General features: G+C 35.2%; 21 protein-coding genes, 3 pseudogenes and 1 CRISPR repeat array. Of the genes and pseudogenes, 16 read left to right on the forward strand and 8 right to left on the reverse strand.

Annotation, left to right across the window (positions count from 1 at the left end; all coding sequences use genetic code 11):
* Window positions 1-949 precede the first annotated feature (949 nt).
* Window positions 950-3,148, forward strand: a complete 2,199-nt coding sequence (locus BKP57_RS15790) for a glycoside hydrolase domain-containing protein (RefSeq protein ID WP_072741940.1) — start codon at window positions 950-952, stop codon at window positions 3,146-3,148.
* A gap of 33 nt (window positions 3,149-3,181) precedes the next feature.
* Here the strand turns inward: BKP57_RS15790 and BKP57_RS15795 are convergent, their stop codons facing one another.
* From BKP57_RS15795 to BKP57_RS15810, 4 genes are all read right to left on the reverse strand, one after another.
* Entirely contained in the window at window positions 3,182-3,694 is a 513-nt protein-coding gene (locus BKP57_RS15795; protein ID WP_072741941.1) for a YcxB family protein, read from the reverse strand.
* 527 nt (window positions 3,695-4,221) lie between these two features.
* Window positions 4,222-4,536 carry a hypothetical protein gene (locus BKP57_RS15800; protein WP_072741942.1) on the reverse strand — a complete coding sequence of 105 codons (315 nt, stop codon included), beginning with the start codon at window positions 4,534-4,536 and terminating at the stop codon, window positions 4,222-4,224.
* 14 nt (window positions 4,537-4,550) lie between these two features.
* Window positions 4,551-5,060: a hypothetical protein gene (locus tag BKP57_RS15805; RefSeq protein WP_072741943.1), complete on the reverse strand. Its 510-nt coding sequence runs from the start codon at window positions 5,058-5,060 to the stop codon at window positions 4,551-4,553.
* A 74-nt stretch (window positions 5,061-5,134) separates the two neighbouring features.
* Entirely contained in the window at window positions 5,135-5,530 is a 396-nt protein-coding gene (locus tag BKP57_RS15810; RefSeq protein WP_072741944.1) for a hypothetical protein, read from the reverse strand.
* A 230-nt stretch (window positions 5,531-5,760) separates the two neighbouring features.
* Between BKP57_RS15810 and dcd the strand changes: the two genes are divergently transcribed.
* On the forward strand, window positions 5,761-6,183 hold the full coding sequence (gene dcd / locus BKP57_RS15815) for a dCTP deaminase (RefSeq protein WP_050351916.1): 423 nt from the start codon (window positions 5,761-5,763) through the stop codon (window positions 6,181-6,183).
* Window positions 6,176-6,259 (forward strand): annotated as a pseudogene (locus BKP57_RS23465) (GTP-binding protein); the annotation flags it as partial. The gene dcd and the pseudogene BKP57_RS23465, both read left to right, overlap by 8 nt.
* 59 nt (window positions 6,260-6,318) lie before the next feature.
* Window positions 6,319-6,683: direct repeats of the CRISPR family, unit length 32 nt; unit sequence ATTTCAATCCACGCACCTATATAAGGTGCGAC.
* Between the two features lie 232 nt (window positions 6,684-6,915).
* Here BKP57_RS23465 and BKP57_RS15825 read toward each other — a convergent pair.
* A complete protein-coding gene (locus BKP57_RS15825) occupies window positions 6,916-7,290 on the reverse strand; it encodes a helix-turn-helix domain-containing protein (protein WP_072741945.1) in 375 nt (124 codons plus the stop codon).
* 279 nt (window positions 7,291-7,569) lie between these two features.
* Entirely contained in the window at window positions 7,570-7,956 is a 387-nt protein-coding gene (locus tag BKP57_RS15830; RefSeq protein ID WP_072741946.1) for a helix-turn-helix domain-containing protein, read from the reverse strand.
* Window positions 7,957-8,222: 266 nt separating this feature from the next.
* On the opposite strand from BKP57_RS15830, the gene BKP57_RS15835 reads away from it, so the two are divergent.
* The 6 genes from BKP57_RS15835 (at window position 8,223) to BKP57_RS15860 (ending at window position 14,132) form a co-directional block, all read left to right on the forward strand.
* Window positions 8,223-9,245 (forward strand): TRAP transporter substrate-binding protein, encoded by a 1,023-nt coding sequence (locus tag BKP57_RS15835; protein ID WP_072741947.1) that lies wholly within the window; start codon window positions 8,223-8,225, stop codon window positions 9,243-9,245.
* A gap of 56 nt (window positions 9,246-9,301) precedes the next feature.
* A complete protein-coding gene (locus tag BKP57_RS15840) occupies window positions 9,302-9,769 on the forward strand; it encodes a TRAP transporter small permease (protein ID WP_232231195.1) in 468 nt (155 codons plus the stop codon).
* A gap of 21 nt (window positions 9,770-9,790) precedes the next feature.
* Entirely contained in the window at window positions 9,791-11,062 is a 1,272-nt protein-coding gene (locus tag BKP57_RS15845) for a TRAP transporter large permease (protein ID WP_050351922.1), read from the forward strand.
* Between the two features lie 17 nt (window positions 11,063-11,079).
* Window positions 11,080-12,042 (forward strand): C-terminal binding protein, encoded by a 963-nt coding sequence (locus tag BKP57_RS15850; RefSeq protein ID WP_050351923.1) that lies wholly within the window; start codon window positions 11,080-11,082, stop codon window positions 12,040-12,042.
* Between the two features lie 219 nt (window positions 12,043-12,261).
* Window positions 12,262-13,173 carry a dihydrodipicolinate synthase family protein gene (locus BKP57_RS15855; RefSeq protein ID WP_072741948.1) on the forward strand — a complete coding sequence of 304 codons (912 nt, stop codon included), beginning with the start codon at window positions 12,262-12,264 and terminating at the stop codon, window positions 13,171-13,173.
* The gene (locus BKP57_RS15860; protein ID WP_232231196.1) at window positions 13,170-14,132 is read left to right on the forward strand and encodes a sugar kinase; all 963 of its coding nucleotides are present in this window, start codon (window positions 13,170-13,172) and stop codon (window positions 14,130-14,132) included. Before BKP57_RS15855 ends, BKP57_RS15860 begins: the two co-directional genes overlap by 4 nt.
* Before the next feature lie 583 nt (window positions 14,133-14,715).
* Here BKP57_RS15860 and BKP57_RS15865 read toward each other — a convergent pair.
* Window positions 14,716-16,044 (reverse strand): TcaA 3rd/4th domain-containing protein, encoded by a 1,329-nt coding sequence (locus BKP57_RS15865; protein WP_050351925.1) that lies wholly within the window; start codon window positions 16,042-16,044, stop codon window positions 14,716-14,718.
* An 869-nt stretch (window positions 16,045-16,913) separates the two neighbouring features.
* On the opposite strand from BKP57_RS15865, the gene BKP57_RS15870 reads away from it, so the two are divergent.
* From BKP57_RS15870 to BKP57_RS15890, 5 genes are read left to right on the forward strand one after another with little or no spacing between them, the layout of a single operon-like run.
* Entirely contained in the window at window positions 16,914-17,609 is a 696-nt protein-coding gene (locus tag BKP57_RS15870) for a DUF4176 domain-containing protein (RefSeq protein ID WP_198035001.1), read from the forward strand.
* Window positions 17,606-17,833 carry a hypothetical protein gene (locus BKP57_RS15875; protein WP_232231198.1) on the forward strand — a complete coding sequence of 76 codons (228 nt, stop codon included), beginning with the start codon at window positions 17,606-17,608 and terminating at the stop codon, window positions 17,831-17,833. The genes BKP57_RS15870 and BKP57_RS15875 overlap by 4 nt, the downstream gene beginning before the upstream one ends.
* A 24-nt stretch (window positions 17,834-17,857) precedes the next feature.
* Complete coding sequence (locus tag BKP57_RS15880; protein ID WP_050351928.1) at window positions 17,858-18,169, forward strand: hypothetical protein; 312 nt, start codon at window positions 17,858-17,860, stop codon at window positions 18,167-18,169.
* Window positions 18,166-18,486 carry a hypothetical protein gene (locus BKP57_RS15885; protein ID WP_050351929.1) on the forward strand — a complete coding sequence of 107 codons (321 nt, stop codon included), beginning with the start codon at window positions 18,166-18,168 and terminating at the stop codon, window positions 18,484-18,486. Before BKP57_RS15880 ends, BKP57_RS15885 begins: the two co-directional genes overlap by 4 nt.
* The gene (locus tag BKP57_RS15890; RefSeq protein ID WP_050351930.1) at window positions 18,455-18,766 is read left to right on the forward strand and encodes a hypothetical protein; all 312 of its coding nucleotides are present in this window, start codon (window positions 18,455-18,457) and stop codon (window positions 18,764-18,766) included. Before BKP57_RS15885 ends, BKP57_RS15890 begins: the two co-directional genes overlap by 32 nt.
* 686 nt (window positions 18,767-19,452) lie before the next feature.
* Here the strand turns inward: BKP57_RS15890 and BKP57_RS15895 are convergent.
* The gene (locus BKP57_RS15895; RefSeq protein WP_050351931.1) at window positions 19,453-19,725 is read right to left on the reverse strand and encodes a hypothetical protein; all 273 of its coding nucleotides are present in this window, start codon (window positions 19,723-19,725) and stop codon (window positions 19,453-19,455) included.
* Window positions 19,726-19,963: 238 nt separating this feature from the next.
* Here BKP57_RS15895 and BKP57_RS15900 point away from each other — a divergent pair.
* Together BKP57_RS15900 and BKP57_RS22250 are read left to right on the forward strand one after the other, a co-directional pair.
* Window positions 19,964-20,691, forward strand: a pseudogene (locus BKP57_RS15900) (IS4 family transposase); the annotation flags it as partial.
* A pseudogene (locus BKP57_RS22250) lies at window positions 20,670-20,792 on the forward strand (hypothetical protein); the annotation flags it as partial. The pseudogenes BKP57_RS15900 and BKP57_RS22250, both read left to right, overlap by 22 nt.
* Window positions 20,793-20,820 lie beyond the last annotated feature (28 nt).

Below are 20,820 nucleotides of genomic sequence, written 5' to 3' on the forward strand. Positions count from 1 at the left end.
ACAGTAGAGTGCTGAGTATCTTGTTCCATATTAGAATTAGATTCTTTTTTAGGTGAATGAATAGTTTTATTTTCATAAAAAGAACACATGTTCCCATTATAGCATTTTTTCCACAAAAAAACTCTCCCTCTATATTTAGAGAAAGAGTTTTTTTAAAGGTGTTAGTCGGATTCGAACCGACGATATAGGTTTTTACAAAAAAATTACACCAATTGAATAAATTTTGATTTTTACGTTACTCATGACTCTTATATAAAGAGAGATTAATGAAAGGAGAAGTAACAGTATACGGTGTGAAGCGGTGTTCTTTTGTCAGGAATAGTGGCATGGTTAGGCGAAAATAATTATCAATTTTAATTTAAAGATATAGATATTGAAAAAATAAGGGAGAACTAAAGGCGTATGAAATACAAGGAATACCATTTGTAACTATTAGAGATACAGAAAAAGAGTATATTGTGGAGGTTATAATTCTAAACAAATAAAAAAATATTTTAGATAGTTAAGGGGTAAATTACTAAATTGTTTGGTATTGCAGTGATTACCGTTAGTGTCGTTGCCACATTAGTATTATTTTTACTGTTTATTTGATTTTCGAGTGCTATCTTTCTCTTTAATAAATAGGATTAAAATTTTGAATTAAAAAAAGGAGGGATTTTTATGTTATCACGTTATGGAGTTTATTTTAGATGGAATAAATTCTTATCTTCGTTACTTTTATCATAATTAATATGCGTGCGGGATGTTTTTAGAAATTTTAAATTAAACGCTCATTTTAATAGGAGGCGAAAGCAATGGCTGTTTTTAAAAAGAAAAATAACGACTATATAATTCTAATTGAAGATAATGAAGTTGTAGTTGATCCATAAAAGATCTCGGATTTTCAATTCTTAGCTATTATTAACCATTTAGAATAAAAAAAGAAGCTCATAAAAAGGAGGAGTTCAGCATGGATAAAATGGTATTAGAAGTGCAAAAGTGGCTAAACAAAACGTATAAGGGGAAAAACGGGTATACAACCATTCCAGAAAATGGGAAGACAGGCAATACAACAGTAAAAGCTCTTATCATTGGCTTACAAATAGAACTCGGAATAACAAAACCAGTACCATCATTTGGTCCGGAGACTGCTAGAAGATTCCCTGGTTTAGCGAGACAGGGAAAAGATGAAAAACCAAATAACCTAATTAAAATCCTACAAGGCGGATTCTGGTGTAAAGGTTATAATCCAGGTGGTTTCTCAGGTAATTTCTTTGAAGACACGGAGAAGGAAGTTAAAGATTTTGAAAGTGATGTTGGGATTGAACCAACTGGGTTTGTTGATTCGAAACTTATGAAAGCCATATTGAATACAGATGGGTTTGTATTAAATAATAGTTCAGGGAGGTCACATAATAGAGAAATACAACAATCGCTTAATAGAGAATATAGTCAGTATTTTGATTATATCCCAACAAATGGCGTGTATGAAAGAAAGACAAATAAAGCTTTAATATATGCTTTACAGCATGAAGAAGGAATTGGTCATATAGCAAATGGAAATTTTGGACCTGCGACTATCGACAATTGCCCTACATTAAAAAAGGGGGATGCTCCAGCCAACTTTACAAGAATTTTACAATGGGCGCTTGCGTGCAACATGCCTATATACGATACGCACCCTTATGATGGCGACTTTGATCATGACGTCGAATTAGCCGTAATAACATTTCAAGATTTTATGACTCTACCTGAAACTGGAATTGCTGATATGCCGACTATTAAGCAATTACTAACGAGCAATGGTTATACAGGTCGTCCAGCAATTGCTTGTGATGCATCTACAGTTATTGATTATAAAACCGTCAAAACGCTTCGGGATTATAACTATCAGATTATTGGTCGCTATTTAACAGGTAATGTGGCAACCGATGCGGGTCTTCGTTCGAAAGCAATGACTCATGAGGAACTAAGCATTCTCGCAATAAATGGTATACGTGTATTCCCTATATACCAAGATGGGGGCTACGAGCATGAATACTTTGTACAAGGCAGAGGTAGGGAGGATGCATGGAAAGCTATTAGAGCGGCGAATGAGCTTGGTTTCCCATCTGGTACAACGATTTATTTTGCTGTAGACTACGATGCTTATGGTTTTCAAGTAGAGAATAATATTATTCCTTATTTAGAAGAAGTGCGTTCTGTACTTGACATCGCCAAGGAAAAGGATTTACCAGAATACAAGTTAGGCGTTTATGGCTCTCGTAATACCTGCATACAAGCTCAAGGCGGCAAAGTGTCAGCAGATTACAGTTTTGTAGGAAACATGTCTACAGGTTATAGTGGCAACTTAGGCTTTCCAATGCCTCAAAATTGGTCTTTTAATCAATTTTATGAAACCACAATTGGTCTTGGGGGCCCTGGAATGCTCGGTATTGACAAAAATGATTATTCTGGCAGAGATCCAGGCGTAGCAGCCGTAAATCCTCCTGATACTTCGGAAGTTAGTAAAGAATATCGAGCAAAACACGATGCATTTATAGAGATAGGGAAAAATATACCGGGATTGCAAGAGTTCAACCCTGAACTATTTGCAACGAATATTAATTTTAGTTCAACTCATAGAGCATTTAGTATTGGCAATATTGTTACTGTTGATGTGGAATTCAGTGAGCAGTTAAATCCTCCTACAGAAGGAGGAACAACAACTACACTTCAAATCACGCCTGATGGGGTAAGCGGAAGCCTTGAGAGTCTGCTTGGAGAAAACATTGCGCAATTTACTCAAAATCGACTTGGGTTTTATGAAGATTTTATAGACAATATGGCAACTTCTATTGGTGCTGGTGCCATCCAAATGACTTTAAAGGGAACGGGAACTAGCGCAGAACTCAGAGTAACTGCTTTTAAAGAAGAAATCCCAGTAGACGGTGGAGGGAATGTTCAACTTGCTGTTACAGTGATCTTTACAGTCGATATTGACCTAACTGATGCAAGTGAAAGTTTTAGTACAGATGTAGCGAAAGCAGCAGGGTTAACTTTAGGTATAATATTTGTAATTAGCTTAGCTGTTACTTACGGCATTCCTGCAATGACTGCCTTGGCTGCTAGTATTATCATTGCATTATTGATTGGAGAACAAGACGATATAGATGATGGTCAATCTTAAATAAACAATAGCTCCGCCATTGGTGGAGCTATATTATTTCTTTTTTTTCACTTTTCTTTTTATAAATGCTTGATATTCCTTAATTTCTTGTTCATTCATATTGTCAGGTTCTTTCTTGATTGTAATCGCATTTAAGTCGGTGAAATATAAGAAATAACGTTCCTGATCTTCTTTAAACCGATTTAATTCATTCCATTGAATTTTTTCAGTTAAATGTTGCGATTCTTTAACTAGTTTTTCTTCAGATAAGTTTAATGTAAAGGGACCTATTTTATTTTTGTTGTGTCTAAGAATGTCCCTTTTATAGCGACGTATGTATAAATACTCATATGACCGCCATATAAAAGGGGTAAGAATGAAATATAAAAACAGACAGAAAATTATACTTGGTATTGTAGCATTGATAATGATTAACATGAGTACGATCCCTAAAAATGATATAACTAACTGCATAATTCTAGATTTTCTATGGAATTTAGTGGTCTTTATAGCATTTTTTTGCTGAGCAATTAAATCCTTATCGGTTATATTGAATTTTGCAATCAAATACGTACCCTCCCTTTTTCCTGTGAAAGTGCAATTAAACCCTCAGATTTATAATTTTAACATAATAGTTTCATGCAAAATGAAAAAAAAATAAATTTTATCCCTCATGTAAGGTGCCGTAAGACTCCCACTTCAAGAGCCTTGTATAGATACAAAATGTTTAAGTAGGAGAAAACGGCACCTAAATGCCCGATTCGTTTAAGGTCCTTTAGGTCATACCCTGGCGACACTAACGCTCGGTAGGAGATGAATCTACTTAAACGCAAGCGACAGAGCAACGATCTGGTGCGTCAACCGTAGGTGTAATGACCCATCTATCGTAGTTAGGGTTTCTCCTAGCTTAGCCTGGTGAGCTCACCCCTAGGGGACGAACATAAAGACTGTGTGGCTTCTTTTTAGAAGCCCACGATACCCTTAGTTCGTGGTAGTTCACTTTATATCATAGTCCTGACCGATATCTTCGTTTCGATTTTTAACAGTTGATATAATTTGGAGATGTAGAGAGAAAAACTATACCTTGGCGACCTTCACCAAAACCCATGTTTCAGTTTAACATGTTCATAGTTCGCCTTGTAAACACGATCCATTTCTTGAAGCTGAATGATGTTCTCTATAAAGCGGTTCATCAATGCATGACTTGCTTTTCCATCAAAATGTTGATTGACTTTGGTTAAAATATTCTGATGTTTTTGGGAAAGTAACCCAACTGCGTAACTATGTTCGAAGTGCAATTTTGTAATATCTACATTCTCTTCTAAATCCAGTTTGATTTTTTTCTTTAACGCTTCTTTTTGCGCATTGGTTTCCAGATAATCTTTCCACCAATCACTCATACTACTCATTACCACACCACCCCTTATTGACGTATTTGCAGCCATTGAGCAAGTATTTGATCCATTTGTTTAAAATCTTTACTCATTTTTTCCATGTTATAAGCTATTTCCCCCGTATCATGTTGGCTTTTTCGGAGTTTTTCCAGAAGATGTTCAAATTCATTTATATCAATTAATAATGGTGTACCATCACTTTCAACATCAACTAGTTCACGAAAAATTTCATCGACATGAGCAGTGTTTAATTTATCATATTTTCCTGAACCGACCCTATTTCTGTATGTATTTCTTAACTCTTTCATTGTAGCTAGATGGTCGTCAAGCAATCTGGTTAGCGCAATTCTAGTGGATGTGATTAATTCCTCGCTCTCTTCCATCTCCATGGCTAATTGATGCATAAGCTCTGTTTGAATACGGATATGAAAGTCATGAACGCCACTATTTTTCAATTCCAGAGGAGAGGATTGTAACTGCCCTTTAATTTTTTCACCATATAATAAGTGGGGAAGGAAATATCCTTCTTCATTATACATATCCTCGCTACGTTAATATCTATTTTACAGTAGGTGAATCATTACATATTACGTAATATGTAATATTATAATTTTTATTTAGTAAATCCCATCTGAATATCGCTCGCAAAGACCACATTGTCAAACCCGCGACGCAGATAGTACCGATATCGCTCCTTATGCTCAAGCAGGGTCTTCAAGGCAATCGGCACTTCTTGCTTGAGTGCATCTTCGTACTCAGCAATCGTCGCCTTTGTCATTCCACCAAGGAGTGTGTAATCCGCACTCTCAAACTGATTGAACGCGCGATCTGCAATCATCCGATCCACGCTATTGTAAATATGGACAACGCGCACTCCATTGTCGTATAACTGGTCAAATCGATCTCGAACATACTGCTTAATCCCAGGAGCCAATTGTTCTGCACCATGTAAAATGACCACATCCCCTTGAGAGAGGTTACCAACAGCAAATCTGATAGCATTTGACAAACTGTGTCATCATAACTCCACGACTTCGCTTCAGTAGTGAGCTGAAATCGTATACCACCCGGCTTGAAGTGACAGCACGGTCAATTTTCGAAGAGGTTGTCGTGTTAAACAAATCTCCATTGGAGTCCATCATGTCAAGGAATGCGCTGTCCGCAGAAAACCAAAGGCGTTCATAACCTCCGGATCTTTGTTGCGGGCTTGCACTTGAGCTTGGTATTCCATGCCAAGATATGCTTGAAACTCCGGAAGACGGGGGACCTCCGGCGAGCTATCATGAAATGCAAGTGACAGATGAGAAAGTCGTCACGATTCCGCCTAACACGTTTATGTTAGGAACAACATTAGAGCAAATTCGTTTACCAAACGATTTAACAGCCTTTGTTGAAGGGAGAAGTTCTATCGGCAGATTTGGTGTCTTTATTCAAAATACTGGATGGATCGATCCGGGCTTCTCTGGGCAGATCACTTTGGAATTATTTAATGCAAATCGAGTCCCTGTTCAATTGAAGGTTGGTATGCGAGTTTGCCAACTGGTAATAGTGCAAGTTGATCAAGCTACAGAAGGGTATAGTGGAAAGTATTTATTTCAAGAAGGCGCTACACCTAGTCGGGCATATATGGATCATGATAGAGGAGGGAAGATCAATGAGTAAAAAAATACCAGTAACCGTTTTAAGTGGTTTTTTGGGAGCAGGTAAAACATCTCTGCTCAATCATCTTCTTGAAAATCAGAAAGGGTTAAAAATAGCCATTATTGTTAACGATATGAGTGAAATTAATGTTGACGCATTTCAATCCACGCACCTATATAAGGTGCGACCTAATGGGGCATAGGTAAACTCATCTACTCCCGTAATTTCAATCCACGCACCTATATAAGGTGCGACGACGACAACAGAAATCCTTTATATTGGAACACGAATTTCAATCCACGCACCTATATAAGGTGCGACGTGGTAAGGAGGGTTAGCCTACACCACATTAGGATTTCAATCCACGCACCTATATAAGGTGCGACGGGTTGTTGTGGACAACGGCAAAAGATCCAAATAAATTTCAATCCACGAACCTATATAAGGTGCGACGGCAAAGCAGGATAATCCTAGTAATTCATGGTTCTAATTTCAATCCACGCACCTATATAAGGTGCGACAGCGATTTTTTCCTAAAAGTTTACAAAAAACATTAAAAAATGACCCATTAAAAAGAAAAATATTATAAACCAATGTTAATACCATATATTTTATTCCAAATATTAACAAAAAACAATGAAATAATGGTGCGAATCCCCCTGTGTTTTTATGTGCACTTCAGGTTCGCACCAAAACAATCAAATAATTTTAACCAAATAGTTAGTTTTAAACTCTGTAACCTCGCACCGATCCCTACAACTCATTAATAAATTTCCAAAGCTTCGTCAGTTTTTCCACATTTTCAACAGGATTCTCACTTAATTCACTTAGTAGTTGTTGCTCTTTCATTTGTTTGACGGTTTGCAATTCTGACTCCGTTAATGTGAAATCATCTTTTATAGTAAAATTTATGGGGTGTTTGGGTTGATCAATCAGACCTAGTAAATAATCTGTGGAGACGTCGAACAGCTTTGCTAGTGTTCTGATAGTTTCAATAGATGGTTCGTTTTTTCCTTGTTCGTAGTAGCCATACGCACTTGTAGTTATGTTTAATTTTTCGGCAATATCTTTTTGCCCGAACCCGTTTTCAACTCGTACATCTGTTAAACGTTCACTAAAGCTGTACATGTCCTACCCCCTTTTTATGGTGTTTTAACAGAATTATACAATTAGAAATTGGGTATTTTTCTTTTAACAATTAAAAATTGGTGAGAATCGTATATTACAACGTGGGATTGTTGTAAAAGATAATATTCAAAACTTCTGTTGATGGAGAACTATGCCATAATTTCATACATTGTGGTGACAAAATGGTATGGCTTCATGAAGTAGTATTTAGCTGAAGGTGTTTATAAATTGGAGAATTAAACAATGTTGCACGTAATTTACAAGTCCATTATTTCTTGCTTATCCACTGTTCATTTCCTTTGTTAAAAATGTCCAAAAACGAACAAGTTTGTCTACATTTACGGTTGGATTATCTTCCATTTCAGCTAAAAGCTGCTTTTCTTTCATTTGTTTAACAACAGTCAATTCAGATTCAGTTAGAGAAAAATGCTCTGTTATAAAAAAGTTAATTTGATGTGTTGGAGTATCAATAGTACCAACCAGATAATCTGTGGAAACGTTATATATTGTTGCTATTTTTTTCAAGGTGCTAATGGAAGGTTCGTTTTTTCCTTGCTCATAGTAACCATAAGCACTTGCCGTCATATTTAACATCGCGGCTATTTCTTTTTGACTGTACCCAGCTTCTACTCTTAAGTCTATTAATCGTTCGCTAAAGCTACACATATTTTCACCTCCTAAAAAAATGATTTAAAAAAATTATACAAGCTAAAATTGTTTGACTTGATTTAATCAATTAAAAATTGTAGTATAATACCTATAACAATAAAAAGTTGTGGAAGGGTGTGGCTAAAGAAAAATCCATAGATAAGTCTATTTTAGAAAAATCTTATTAAAATGATCAAGATAATTTAGTGACGATGAGAATTTGAACGCCAAAATATCTATGAACTATTATGCAAACGCTTTTTTAAAAGGGAGTGATGGGAGTTATGAGAAAGAAAAGTGTATTAGTCATTTTATTTTTAGTTTTGATAACGTTAACATCTTGTAAACAGGCGAGTGGAAGTGCAGTAGAAGAGACTGAGAAAACAATACTAGCTGGTATTGGGTACAATAATCAGCACTCTCAATATAAAGGTTTAGAAAGATTTAAAGAAATTGTTGAGAAAAAATCTAAAGGAGCACTTAATGTAAAAATATTTCACAGTGGACAACTTGGTGACGATCGTTCCATGATAGAATCTTTACAATTAGGAGTTTTACAAGTAACCATTCCTTCAACAGCGCCATTAGCTAACTTTATTTCAGAGTTTTTAATATTCGATTATCCATTTTTATTTCCAAATGAAGAAGTTGCAGATGAAGTTTTGGACGGAGAAATGGGTAAAAGATTACTAGATCTATTACCACAACAAAATTTAATAGGCTTGGCTTATTGGGAGAATGGTTTTAGAGATTTAACTAATTCAACACGTCCTGTAAGTTCAATGCAAGATCTAAAAGGGTTAAAAGTAAGAACTATGGAAAGCGAACTTCATTTATCGGCATTTAGAAAGTTAGGTGCGAATCCAACTCCGATGGCGTTTGGCGAACTCTTTACTGCAATGCAACAAGGGACCGTAGATGGTCAGGAAAATCCAATTTCCACTATTTATCTTGAAGGATTTTATGAAGTGCAAAAATATATTTCAAATACACATCACGTATATACTCCTTTTATATTTTTAATGAGCAAACCTTTCTACGAGTCTTTAAATGAAAAAGAACAAAAAGTTGTTTCTGAAGCAGCCAGAGAAGCTGGAAAATATCAGCGAAAATTAAATAGAAAAGATACGGAAAATTATTTGCAAAAGTTAAAAGATAACGGAATGGAATACACGGAAATTACAGAATCTTCTCGAAAGGAGATGAAAAAAACTATTGAACCTTTATTAGAACAGTACACCAAAGAGATTGGTACAGATATGGTTAGTGATGTTTATAATGCCATTGAAAATGCTCAGTCACCTTAGTAACAAAATCATAATTAGAAAATAGAGAGGTGTTTGTATTGAAAGTAATAAGATGTTTGGACAAGCACATAGAAGAATATCTATTAGTAATTCTGTCCGCAACAATGGTTTTAGTTATATTTTTGCAAGTAGTAATGAGGTATGTTCTAGGAAGTTCATTATCTTGGTCTGAAGAACTTGCACGTTATTGCTTTATCTGGTCAGTATATATTGGAATTAGTTATGGTGTGAAAAGAAAGCGACACATATCAGTGGATGTACTACTAGTTATGCTAAAAGAAAGAGGACGACTTATTTTAACAATTTTAACGAATTGTTTATTTATTATATTTGCTACAATTATAATATACTACGGCGCTGATATTACAATTAGATTACTATCTTGGGGACAAGATTCACCAGCTCTACAAATACCTATGGGAGTTGTTTATCTAGCTGCGCCAGTAGGATTAGGATTATGTATTATCAGATTAATGCAGGATATATTATTTACAGCTGAAAAGTTAAAAAATAAAATAACCTAGAGAAAAAAGGGAGGGATGGGCTTGACAGCGACCATACTATTCACAAGCTTTGCTTTGTTTTTATTATTAAGTGTGCCTATAGGCATATCCATTGGGCTTTCTACTCTTGTAACCATTGCCTTAATAGATATATTACCAGTGTCTTTTTTGGCAAAGGAATTTGTTACATCTGTAGATTCATTTCCTTTAATGGCTGTACCTTTTTTTATTTTAGCAGGAGAGATTATGGGAAAGGGAGGGATTTCCCATCGTTTGGTAAATGTTGCAACCTCAATAGTAGGTAACAAAACAGGGGGCTTGGCAATTGCCGGAATTATTACTAGTTTATTTTTTGCAGCCATTTCTGGATCGGGACCTGCAACTGTAGCAGCTGTAGGAGGAATGATGATTCCAGCTATGGTTGATCATGGATATGACAAACGATTTGCAACAGCTGTCATAGCTTCCGCCGGAGCGCTTGGAGTCATTATTCCACCAAGTATTCCAATGGTTATCTATGGAGTTATTGGCTCAGCTTCTATTGGGGATTTGTTTATTAGCGGGGTTATACCAGGTGTGTTAGTAGCATTTGGCTTAATGGTTTGGTCTTATATATATGCTAAAAAGATGGGCTATACAGGTACAGATGAGAAAATGTCGATAAAGAAAATTGGAGAATCTTTATACGATGCAAAATGGGCACTTCTTATTCCCATTATAATACTAGGTGGTATTTATGGTGGAATTTTCACCCCAACCGAAGCTGCAGTGGTAGCGGTTGTTTATAGCTTCATGGCAGGGATATTTTTATACCGAGAAATTAAGCTACAAGATTTGCCAAGGTTATTCGCTGATGGCGCTTTAACTACAGCAACTATTTTAATTATTGTTGGAGCGGCAACTGCATTTGGGCGTTTATTAACTATTGAAGAGATTCCCACCCAAGTTGCAGATATAATGTTATCTATTACAGATGAGCGTATCATTCTTGTGTTTTTAATAATCACTCTATTGTTAATTGTGGGATGTTTCATGGATACTTTAGCTGCGATTATTATTTTGACCCCAATTTTATTACCAATTGCAATTAATTTAAATTTTGATCCTATTCATTTCGGAATTATCATGGTAACTAGCCTAGCAATTGGTTTTATTACTCCACCACTAGGAGTTAATTTATTTGTTAGCTCAGGTATTTCTGGTTTGTCTATTTCTGTATTATCTAGAGCAATTGTACCGTTTTTTATTGCAATGGTTATTACTTTGCTAATTATAACATTTATACCTCAATTGTCTTTGATATTAATTAATTAATTATGGGAGAGATGTTCATGAAAAGATTTAAAGTATTAATTAGCGATTATGAATTTAAAAGTATAACAATTGAGAAAGAAGTATTGCATAGTGCTGGAGCAGAAATAATAACTGCACAATGTAAGACGGAAGATGAAGTGATTTCAGCCGGTAAAGGTGTCCATGCAATTATTAATCAATATGCTCCAATTACCAGAAAAGTAATGGAGAGTTTGCCAAATTTGAAAGTCATTGCTCGATATGGTGTCGGAGTAAATACAATAGATTTGGAGGCAGCTACTAAACACGGTATATATGTGACCAATGTTACAGATTATTGTATGGAAGAGGTGGCTGATCATACTTTCAGCTTGCTTTTAGCATGTGCTAGAAAAATCGTTCAATTAAATAAAGCAGTAAAAAATGATGTATGGGATTATAAAGTTGGTATGCCGATCTATCGCTTAAAAGGTCGTATTCTAGGGCTTGTAGGTTTTGGGAGTATCCCCCAAAACTTAGCTAAAAAAGCTATATCTTTTGGTTTAAAACTTGTTATTTACGATCCATTTATTTCAAAGTCGCTAGCTGATAAGTATAAAGCAGAGGTAGTTAGTTTAAATGAACTAATGAAAATATCTGATTTTATTTCTGTTCATACTCCACTTACGAATGAAACAAAGGGATTGATAGGTAAGGAGCAATTCAATCATGCCAAAAAAGAAGCATTTATGATTAACACTTCTCGAGGGGAAGTAGTAGATGAAGAGGCATTAATACATGCGTTGAGAAAGAACCAGATTGGTGGTGCAGCGCTTGATGTTGTTTCGCAAGAGCCAATTAGGCATAATCACCCATTATTAAAAATGGAGAACGTTATATTAACCCCGCATGTAGCTTGGTATTCAGAAGAATCACAAATTGAACTTCAAAGAAAAACAGCAGAAAACGTTGTTGATGTATTAAAAGGAAGTTCTCCAAAGTATCTTGTGAATAAAATTTAAAATAAAACGTATAGTTAAATTATTGTTAATATTTAGTTGATTTTTATGAGAGTTAAGATCATATATTTAATTGGGTATTTGACATTGTATTTTATAAATGATTAAAGAGTAGAGAAAACATATGATTTATTCAAGAGCTACTTTAATCTTCATGACGCGTATAAAAAGCAGTATTCCCAGAATTTATCACAGTACCTTTAGAATGGATGGTGAATTAGTATGGCAGTGAAATTTAAAGGGGTTATACCTCCTGTATCGATCATGTTTGATCAGCAAGGTAAGTTTGATCCGGGGAGTATGGAGAAGGTTATTGACTTTTTAATTGATAGTAATGTAGATGGTTTATTTTTCCTTGGGAGTGGTGGAGAATTTACACAACTATCGTCTACTGAGCGAAAAGAAATAGCTGAATTTGTAATCCAATATGTGGACAAGCGTCTTCCAATTTTAATTGGAACTGGAAGTACAAATACACGAGAAGTAATTGAACTCAGTCGCCATGCATTTAATCAAAATGCAGATGGAGTGGTTGTTATTAATCCTTACTACTGGGAATTATCAGAAGAGAATCTTTATCTCCATTACCATGAGATAGCAAATGCTGTAGAAGGGCCAATTCTACTTTATAATTTTCCAGCTTTGACGGGACAAAGTATACCGCCTCATGTGGTTCTTCGTCTTGTAAAAAAGCACGAGCATATTGTCGGTATCAAGGAAACTATTGATAGCACGGCACATATCCGGGACATGATTACAACAGTAAAAGCAGAATACCCTGATTTTTCCGTGTTAGCAGGGTTTGATGATCATTTGTTTAATACGTTAGCTCTTGGAGGGGATGGCGCTATTTCTGCAAGTGTAAACTTTGCACCACAGCTTTCAGTTGATCTCTATCAAGCTTTTCGAACGGGAAATTATAAAACAGCAATGGAGCTACATCAGAAGTTAGCTCAAATACCCACACTATATCAATTAGAAATTCCATTTATCAGTGTGATAAAAGAGGCAACCAAAATGTGCAGTTTGGACATTCCGACCTATGTGCAGCCACCTGCTAGAATGGTTAGTGAAAAGAAACGAGAGCAGATAAGAAACGTTTTACGACAAATTGGTTTAATCGAGAAGAGGTGAATGGTTTGGATGTTATAACTATAGGGGAAACAATGGTTCTATTTGATCCAGTATTTGATGGCCCCATTCGTTATGTTGATACATTCCGTAAACGAATTGGTGGAGCAGAATCTAATGTAGCAATTGGCTTAGCACGTCTAAATAAAAAAGTCGGTTGGATCAGTCAGCTTGGTGAAGATGCATTAGGGGATTATGTGCAAGCATTTATCCGAGGTGAGAATGTAGATACATCACGTGTGGTCAGGACTAACAAGGCACAAACAGGAGTGTATGTTAAAGAGCGAGTTCGTGAGGGACATACAAGCGTTTATTATTATCGTAAAGGGTCAGCCGCTAGTCTGCTAACGATGGAAAATATAGATTGGGAATATATCAAACAAGCGAAAATTATTCATATTACTGGTATTACACCACTATTAAGTGAAAGTTGCTGGGAAGTTAGCAAACAGCTTTTCAGCTTTGCAAAACAAAATGGTATCATGACCAGCTTTGATCCTAATATCCGAAAAAAGCTATGGGACAATCCAGTAATTGCCAAAGAACGTCTACTCTACTTGGCAGAACAGAGTGATATCTTGTTATCAGGCTTAAATGAGGCAGTGACACTATTGAATACAGATGATATTAATGAAATACTAGCCTATTTTCGCCATAAAAATGTAGGTTCTGTTGTATTGAAAGATGATGCTAATGGGGTGCATTATGCTACTGATGGAGGCGAAGGAGGGTTTATTCCAAGTTACAAGGTGGAGCGTGTCGTTGATCCAGTTGGTGCAGGTGACGGCTTTGCGGCTGGTGTGTTAGCAGCTTTATTAGATAAACAGCCATTAGAGGAGGCTGTACGTCTTGGAGCTGTAATTGGTGCAATGGTAGTTTCTACGTATGGCGATGTCGAGGGCTTACCTGATAAGCAGACTATTGAACAATTCATGTATGGCAAGCATGATGTAATTCGGTAATATACACCATCAAGCAGATAGGTATAATGGTATTTAATCAATAATAAAATCAGGCATCATTGCGGTCGTACGAAAGATAAACCCAACGAAGACATTATATGTTATTCGATTCATTGGTAAAAGGGGGGATTACAGGCGTTGAAATTACAAAAGAAAAATAAATGGCGAGAACTGACTGATTTAGCAAAGCAATTTGTAGAGATAGTGCAATATGCACGTGGTTATGAATAAATAATTAATGTTTACAAAGTGTAAAATAGAAACCGGAGACATAAGTAATATATGAACTCTTTATTTGTCATTTAGTACTGCTAACATAAAGATGGTGGTAGCTATAAAACTAACTCCCACCATCTCGTTTTCTTCTTGAAGCAAGTATGATAGAAGACAAAATAGTAGTTAGAATGAAGACGAGTTTGTAAAAAATTTGCCTATAAGGCGGATACTAGTAACATGCCTTTATGTAGGGCTAAGTCAGATTGACCATTGGACAGTGCGGTCTGTGATTCTTTACTGACAACAATTGAACTGCCTTGTTTAATTGGATGTTGTCTTTTTACATACATAGTAAGAAAAGTTAATTCTAAAACTCAGTTTCTACTACTTCTTCACTCTTCATATAGTCATCTTCGTCAGCTCCATAATAGCTATCCTCTTGATCAATAATCCATTCCTCTTTATCACTGATGTACTCTAGTTTAATCTCTTGATGCTCATATTCTTCCGTTGGTTCCTCATCTTTGTTAAAAAAGTATCTTTCTACATACGTTCTATGTAATTCAATAGGAATAGTTACATAATGTCTTCCGCCTTCCCCTTCTTCATAGAGAGCCTTTGAATAATCAATCCTTGTACCCAAAACTTGTCCAGCGTAAGTTCTTTCTTGCTCTTTTGCTTGTATGATTTCTTTAGAAAGTGACTTTTTAAAGGAATTAGATAAATTCTTTAAATGTTTATCATCTAAGTTAACCAATGCTGTCATTTTATCTTTTTGGTAATTATTTATTAGTTCTGTTACTTTCTTTTGTGCTTTTTTATCTTGTAATATTTTGGGAGATAAATCATAGCTTTTAGTATCTGATGTTATTTTAACTTCTTCGCTCTTAATTTTTCCCCAAGGCATTTTTGCTACTCCTTGTAAAGAAATTCCTTCTGATATTGGGCCAAAGTTATGATCTAGTAAAGTAGAACCGAAAAGGCTTTCGTCATTCATCTCTCCACCATCTAATTCTGAAATATTCACGTTAGCGTCTTTTCCATTTATGAATAGCTTCGTGTCTGGTATATGAGAGGCAATACCGATATATTTTCCTTCCAAGCCTAATTCAACAGCTTGATTAAAATCACTTACTCCTGATACATAAAACTCGCCTTTATTTTTTACATCTGCATAAGGATATTCGGCTGCTGCTTCAAAGCTGTATTCCCCAGGACCGAAAAGACCTAATTTTAGCGTATCATTTTTATTTGCATCTATGTTTAATTCTTTCTCGTCGTCTATTTTGACGGATAGCTTTTCTACGCCGTCTAAAAGCCCTTCTTCAGCGGTTACTGCATATGTTCTTACCTTTAATTGCTCATCTTTATTAAAATAAAGCATTCCCTCTTCATTAATGAGGGGATTATCTTCTTTCAATGCCATTGCTTGTTGTTGGAGTAATTCTAATTGCACTGCATAATCTTCGCGATTATCATGAAAGTCTTCAATCATACTTTGTGCCTGTTTCTCTGTCCAGTAAACATCATCATCCTTATCCACTAATTCATAAAAAGTAATGTAATCACGATCCTCTACTGCCTGTTTTAATTCTTCTAATGTCTTTTCTGGCGACTGGGTACATCCTGATAGTACAAGTACTAAAGTAAATAAAAATAATAAAAAAGCTGATTTCATAAGTATATGTTGCTTCATATGTACTCTCCCCTATGGTGAAGTTAAATATTTTTAGAACTATAGAATTAGTCCAAAAGTCCCTTTTTTTCATACAATGTTAAGTTAACCAAAGGTAAAAGGTGTTGTCAAGCCGATTTCTGTTAATTTTTGTATTTTATCCCGTATATAAGGTGCTATAAGACTCCTACTTCAGGAGTTGGATAATCTGTACAGCAACAAGTCTAAGTAGAAGGTAACAGCACCTAAACGCACTGTTTCGTATAAGGCTTTTAGGTCATAACTTTGGGCTACTAACAATCAGTTGGGGATAAATGAAAACCTCTACTGATTAAAGATTCACTTTATGCCTAGGAAGCAGAAATAAAGGAAATAATTTCTAAGTTAAAAGTACCTCATGCATATTTATTTAGTTATAAATATGCATGTGAAATTAGGAAAATAGCCACGTTGTGGATGGATAATTTTAGCATTAAGATGAATATATAGAATAAAATGGCTAAACTGTGCGTGTTACAGAGCTAACTGGAATTAATATCTTCATTTTATGGGGGAATTAAGGAGATAAACGAAGGAATCCAACTGTAATTCAAAAGTCCGAATCATATTTATTTACATTCGGAAGGGGAAAAAGTAGAGAAAGTACTTACGAAGTGAAGATTCACTTATAAGAGGGAAAAATAACATGAAGAATGCAAATAGAAAAATGGGGACTTCCATAGCTCAACAGCTATGAAAGTATAACAATTCAAAGGAGAAAACAAGCATCTATTTTACTAGAGTGCGGGTTCTTAGGAAGCAATACCCACTGAATTACGTTTCATTGTTAGGGTAACAAGTAGTTTATTCCAGAATAGGAAAGGGAGATGCGGATCTTTATGACGGAACGTATGCAAAAACAATTAGTAAGTCTCGCTTTAAAGAAAGTAGATCAATTGATCCAATCATACAGCACTGATTTGGACTTGCAAGTCGGTCAGAACGTACGAGAATTTTTTCAGTTGTGCTTGCGTGAAGAGAAGATGCTATATGACATATTTTCAACCCTCAAGAGAAAGCAAACTAACGCTGACATAGAGTGGAATCATGGGATTGTTTCAGTTAACCAAAAAGAAGGTTATTGCACTATTACGTATGTAAATAAGCAGTTTTCATTGCAGCACGATAGGTTATTCGAGCTTTTAGCGAATACGATCGAAATTATGAGGGAAGTCCTGCCACTTGGAACGATTGTGGAGCTTGATCCAACCTATTTTAAACCAGATAAAAACAATACTTCTCCATCTAAAGTGGTGATTACGGGGCGCTTTGTCAGTCCAAAAAATTATCAAAGTTATTTTCCTTATGTTGGTATTCTATATCCAGTTGGTGAGATCAAAGCGGGTGCGAAAATTAATTTTACCGCACCACTCATAAAAAGAGTGATTCATCGTGGGTATCAGGATGAGATGGAGGAAGCGTTTGTATTCTTAATGAAACAGGAATTTATTGTTGAAAAAGATCTGAACTCGATTGAATTTTCCGAGCATGATATGTCTAAATTACAGCAGGAGATGGATATGGAACTAAAAGTGGGGGATGTATGATGGCGTTATATGATCGTGATTTTTGCCGTGGCTTGTTGTACGGGGGCTGGGATTCTGGGATTATTAACAATTTGAAAGATGCACGTAAGGAAATCAAGCAAAATTTTACTGATATGGATTTAGAAAATGCGTCTGTACAGGAGCATATGGGGACGATTGTGGATGAGATGGTAAATGAACTTAATCAATTAATTGCCGAAATAGAATCCATTCATTTTCGCTAGTTTTTTGATAATGGGAGGGGTTTTGTGGTATCTGGACAAAAAATTAAAGTGGATTTTATAGAACTGCAAAAAATCATTGATGATTTACGAGCAGCAATTGATGATTTTGAGGGCTATACAACAGATTTTCGCTCTAACACGAGGGATCGGCTTAAATCATTTCAATCGGATTTTATTTCTAAGATGGATGGTTTACTGGATAACATGAATAATGATGTGAATCAGGATTTGAGCAAACAAATGGAAGAAATCTATCAAGCCGGAGTAGCTTTACTCAAAGGAATGAAAGAAGTGGACGAAGAACTTGGGGCTGCTATTGGCGGTGATGGCTCGTGAAGCGTGACTTACAAATTAATTATGGGGTTTTGGATGATATTATTGGCGAACTTCGGACATATAAGCGTGCTTTAGAAAAAATGGACCATTCACTGGATAAGGTGAATACCTTTATTCGAACAAATGACGGAAAAAGTGTTGAAGCATGGGACCAAAATATTCACACTTCTAAAGAAAAAATCGCTGATTACGAAATACAAATTGATGACTTATTATCGCTATTTGAAAATTACGTAACAGACACTACTAGGTATATTTTACCATTATCAAGACATGCCATGATGCGTGTGGATCGTAAATCTGAAGCAAATCGATAGTGGAATTACAACAAATGTTTTCAAAGCATTAAACAAAAGCTACCAGCAACCTGCTTCTTTTTTCGGTTTGTTTGATGACCCAACGGATGCGGAAAAAGAAGCAAGTGAGATCAACCGGCGACATATGGAAAGAATCCAAACAAGTATTGAATCAACCAGAAAAAAGCTGCAAAACAATATGGACGAGTTATGGGATCTATATAATTCCAAGGTGAAAAGATTTGAAAATGCCGATGATGCATACAATAATAAGGCTGGAAATGTAAAATATAAGGGCTGATTAAAATATGCTTGTGATATTTAAAGTAAAAAATTTTAATTGAAAATGGTGATTGGACTGTAAACGGTTGTTGCTGGATGATCCATTTTTTTAGAGATGAAGGAATTAGCGGTGCCAAACTGAATGAAGAAGCATTTGAAGTAGACAGGGTTGGCTTACAGGAAATTGAGCCACCATTATCCAAGCTATAAAAAGTTCTTCTCGGGAAGTGGATGGAAAAACAGCTGTATCCGTTGTTGTATATTTTCACCAAATGGACATTTCACCTTTCTTCAGTTTTAGACTCAAAATCACAGAAATTTGCTAACCGAATATTCTTATTTTATTTAGGTGAAAAATTGGCGTATACAAAAACACCACATGTCACAAACACTGATGTGACAATGGTTAAAGCAGTTATCCGATACTTCCCTCCAACTTGAAACTGATAATTCTTAAAAATCAACTTATATCAATACATTGGTTTGATAATATTCTTATTGAAACACTCGTCACCTCAAATCAAATGAGCCTTGAGGGGCACAAAAGGGGCACGTAAAGAATAACCCCCTCTTCATATTTACCAAGGACACTCACTTTGTTAAAAATTAATTAATATTTTCATTATACACATGCTGACATACTACCTTAAAATAACTAAAATATATTATCTTTTATCAGTATATGAAGAACGTATCTCGTTCTCTTTAATTAATGTTATCATACACCTCTTTCGCCTTTTTAAATACGTCTTCTTCTCTAGAATAATACGGATACTCTAAAAAATCTTCTTCGAAAGGGGAAAAGCGACTAGCAATGTCTTCTAATTCACAAAACAGTAAATATTCTTTTTCATTTAAAACATCGTAATTTATTTCTTGACTAAAAAAAATAGTGAAATGATTTGCAAATGTTTCTGTATTAATTTTCTTTTCTAAATAACTTTTTACTAGATTCAAGAGTTTTTTTCTTTCACCCATCTATGCAATTCTCCTTTTATTTCTTTATTTTCTTTAATGGTTCTATTGCACTTCTTGTATAATGAAAATGATTGATTTTATTTGTTTTTTTATTATATATTACCACTAGTGTCGCATTAAAATATTCATATGCGATATAAAATACAGAATTTTCTTAAACACTTTGTTTCCATAAAAAAATCCTTTATAATGTTTGGCGGTAGTAACCTATCCAGATCCAATATAAAGGACAAACACCATGGATAAGTCTACACGAAAAACATCATTTAAACAATGGTTATCACCTATAAATCAAACATTATTTAATGAACAGGTGAAAAAGTATCAACTAAATCACTATACTAAAAAGCTACATATGGATTCATTTATGTCATTGCTTCTGTATGCTCAACTTCATGAAACGGAAAGCTTACGAGCGCTTAGCGATGCTGTTTTCTCGGATGAACTACAACAGGCTACAGAGTTAGATTCCATCAGTTTCTCACAATTAGGAAGAAGATTGAATCACGTTCCGACTGCTTTTTTTCAAACGATTTTTCTGGATTTAGTCTCTGATATCCATAAGAAAACAGATTTCCAAAATCGTAGAAGAATAACAACACCATTAAAAATCATTGATTCTAGTACATTACCACTTAATTTAACGAACCATAAATGGGCTAAATTTCGCAAAACAAAGTCAGGTGTCAAACTTCATTTACGACTCGTATTTATGGAAAAAGGCCTTTCTTATCCGGATCAAGCGGTCATCACAAATGCGATTAAGTTTTGGTTGATGACAAAGCATGCATGTACGTTTTTGATCGTGGTTACTTAGATTATGAACGTTTCGATCGTATGACAGATGAGGGTTATTTCTTTGTTTCTCGTCTGCGAAAGAACGCTGTAGTACGAGTATTTGAAACCTTTCCACTACAAGTAAATTCAAACGTAGTGTCAGATGAAATGATTTTGAGTTTTATCCCGACATAGAAATCTATGAATTTGAGAACAACAAACTAATATTTTTTGAAGGCAGCGAATCAGCTTTAATGTCAATAGAATTGAATGATTTACTAGCTGATTAAAGAACGATAATAAAACATACCTTGAATG

The sequence above is a fragment of the Virgibacillus sp. 6R genome (genome assembly GCF_001895305.1).
GTDB classification, from domain to species: Bacteria; Bacillota; Bacilli; order Bacillales; family Amphibacillaceae; genus Virgibacillus; species Virgibacillus pantothenticus.

Bases quoted from the DNA above. Each gene is read 5' to 3' on its own strand.
- BKP57_RS15790 (WP_072741940.1), top strand. From the start codon at position 950: ATGGATAAAATGGTATTAGAAGTGCAAAAGTGGCTAAACAAAACGTAT.
- BKP57_RS15800 (WP_072741942.1), bottom strand. From the start codon at position 4,536: ATGAGTAGTATGAGTGATTGGTGGAAAGATTATCTGGAAACCAATGCG.
- BKP57_RS15805 (WP_072741943.1), bottom strand. From the start codon at position 5,060: ATGTATAATGAAGAAGGATATTTCCTTCCCCACTTATTATATGGTGAA.
- dcd (WP_050351916.1), top strand. From the start codon at position 5,761: ATGCTTGAAACTCCGGAAGACGGGGGACCTCCGGCGAGCTATCATGAA.
- BKP57_RS15825 (WP_072741945.1), bottom strand. From the start codon at position 7,290: ATGTACAGCTTTAGTGAACGTTTAACAGATGTACGAGTTGAAAACGGG.
- BKP57_RS15830 (WP_072741946.1), bottom strand. From the start codon at position 7,956: ATGTGTAGCTTTAGCGAACGATTAATAGACTTAAGAGTAGAAGCTGGG.
- BKP57_RS15835 (WP_072741947.1), top strand. From the start codon at position 8,223: ATGAGAAAGAAAAGTGTATTAGTCATTTTATTTTTAGTTTTGATAACG.
- BKP57_RS15850 (WP_050351923.1), top strand. From the start codon at position 11,080: ATGAAAAGATTTAAAGTATTAATTAGCGATTATGAATTTAAAAGTATA.
- BKP57_RS15855 (WP_072741948.1), top strand. From the start codon at position 12,262: ATGGCAGTGAAATTTAAAGGGGTTATACCTCCTGTATCGATCATGTTT.
- BKP57_RS15865 (WP_050351925.1), bottom strand. From the start codon at position 16,044: ATGAAGCAACATATACTTATGAAATCAGCTTTTTTATTATTTTTATTT.
- BKP57_RS15870 (WP_198035001.1), top strand. From the start codon at position 16,914: ATGCAAAAACAATTAGTAAGTCTCGCTTTAAAGAAAGTAGATCAATTG.
- BKP57_RS15875 (WP_232231198.1), top strand. From the start codon at position 17,606: ATGATGGCGTTATATGATCGTGATTTTTGCCGTGGCTTGTTGTACGGG.
- BKP57_RS15895 (WP_050351931.1), bottom strand. From the start codon at position 19,725: ATGGGTGAAAGAAAAAAACTCTTGAATCTAGTAAAAAGTTATTTAGAA.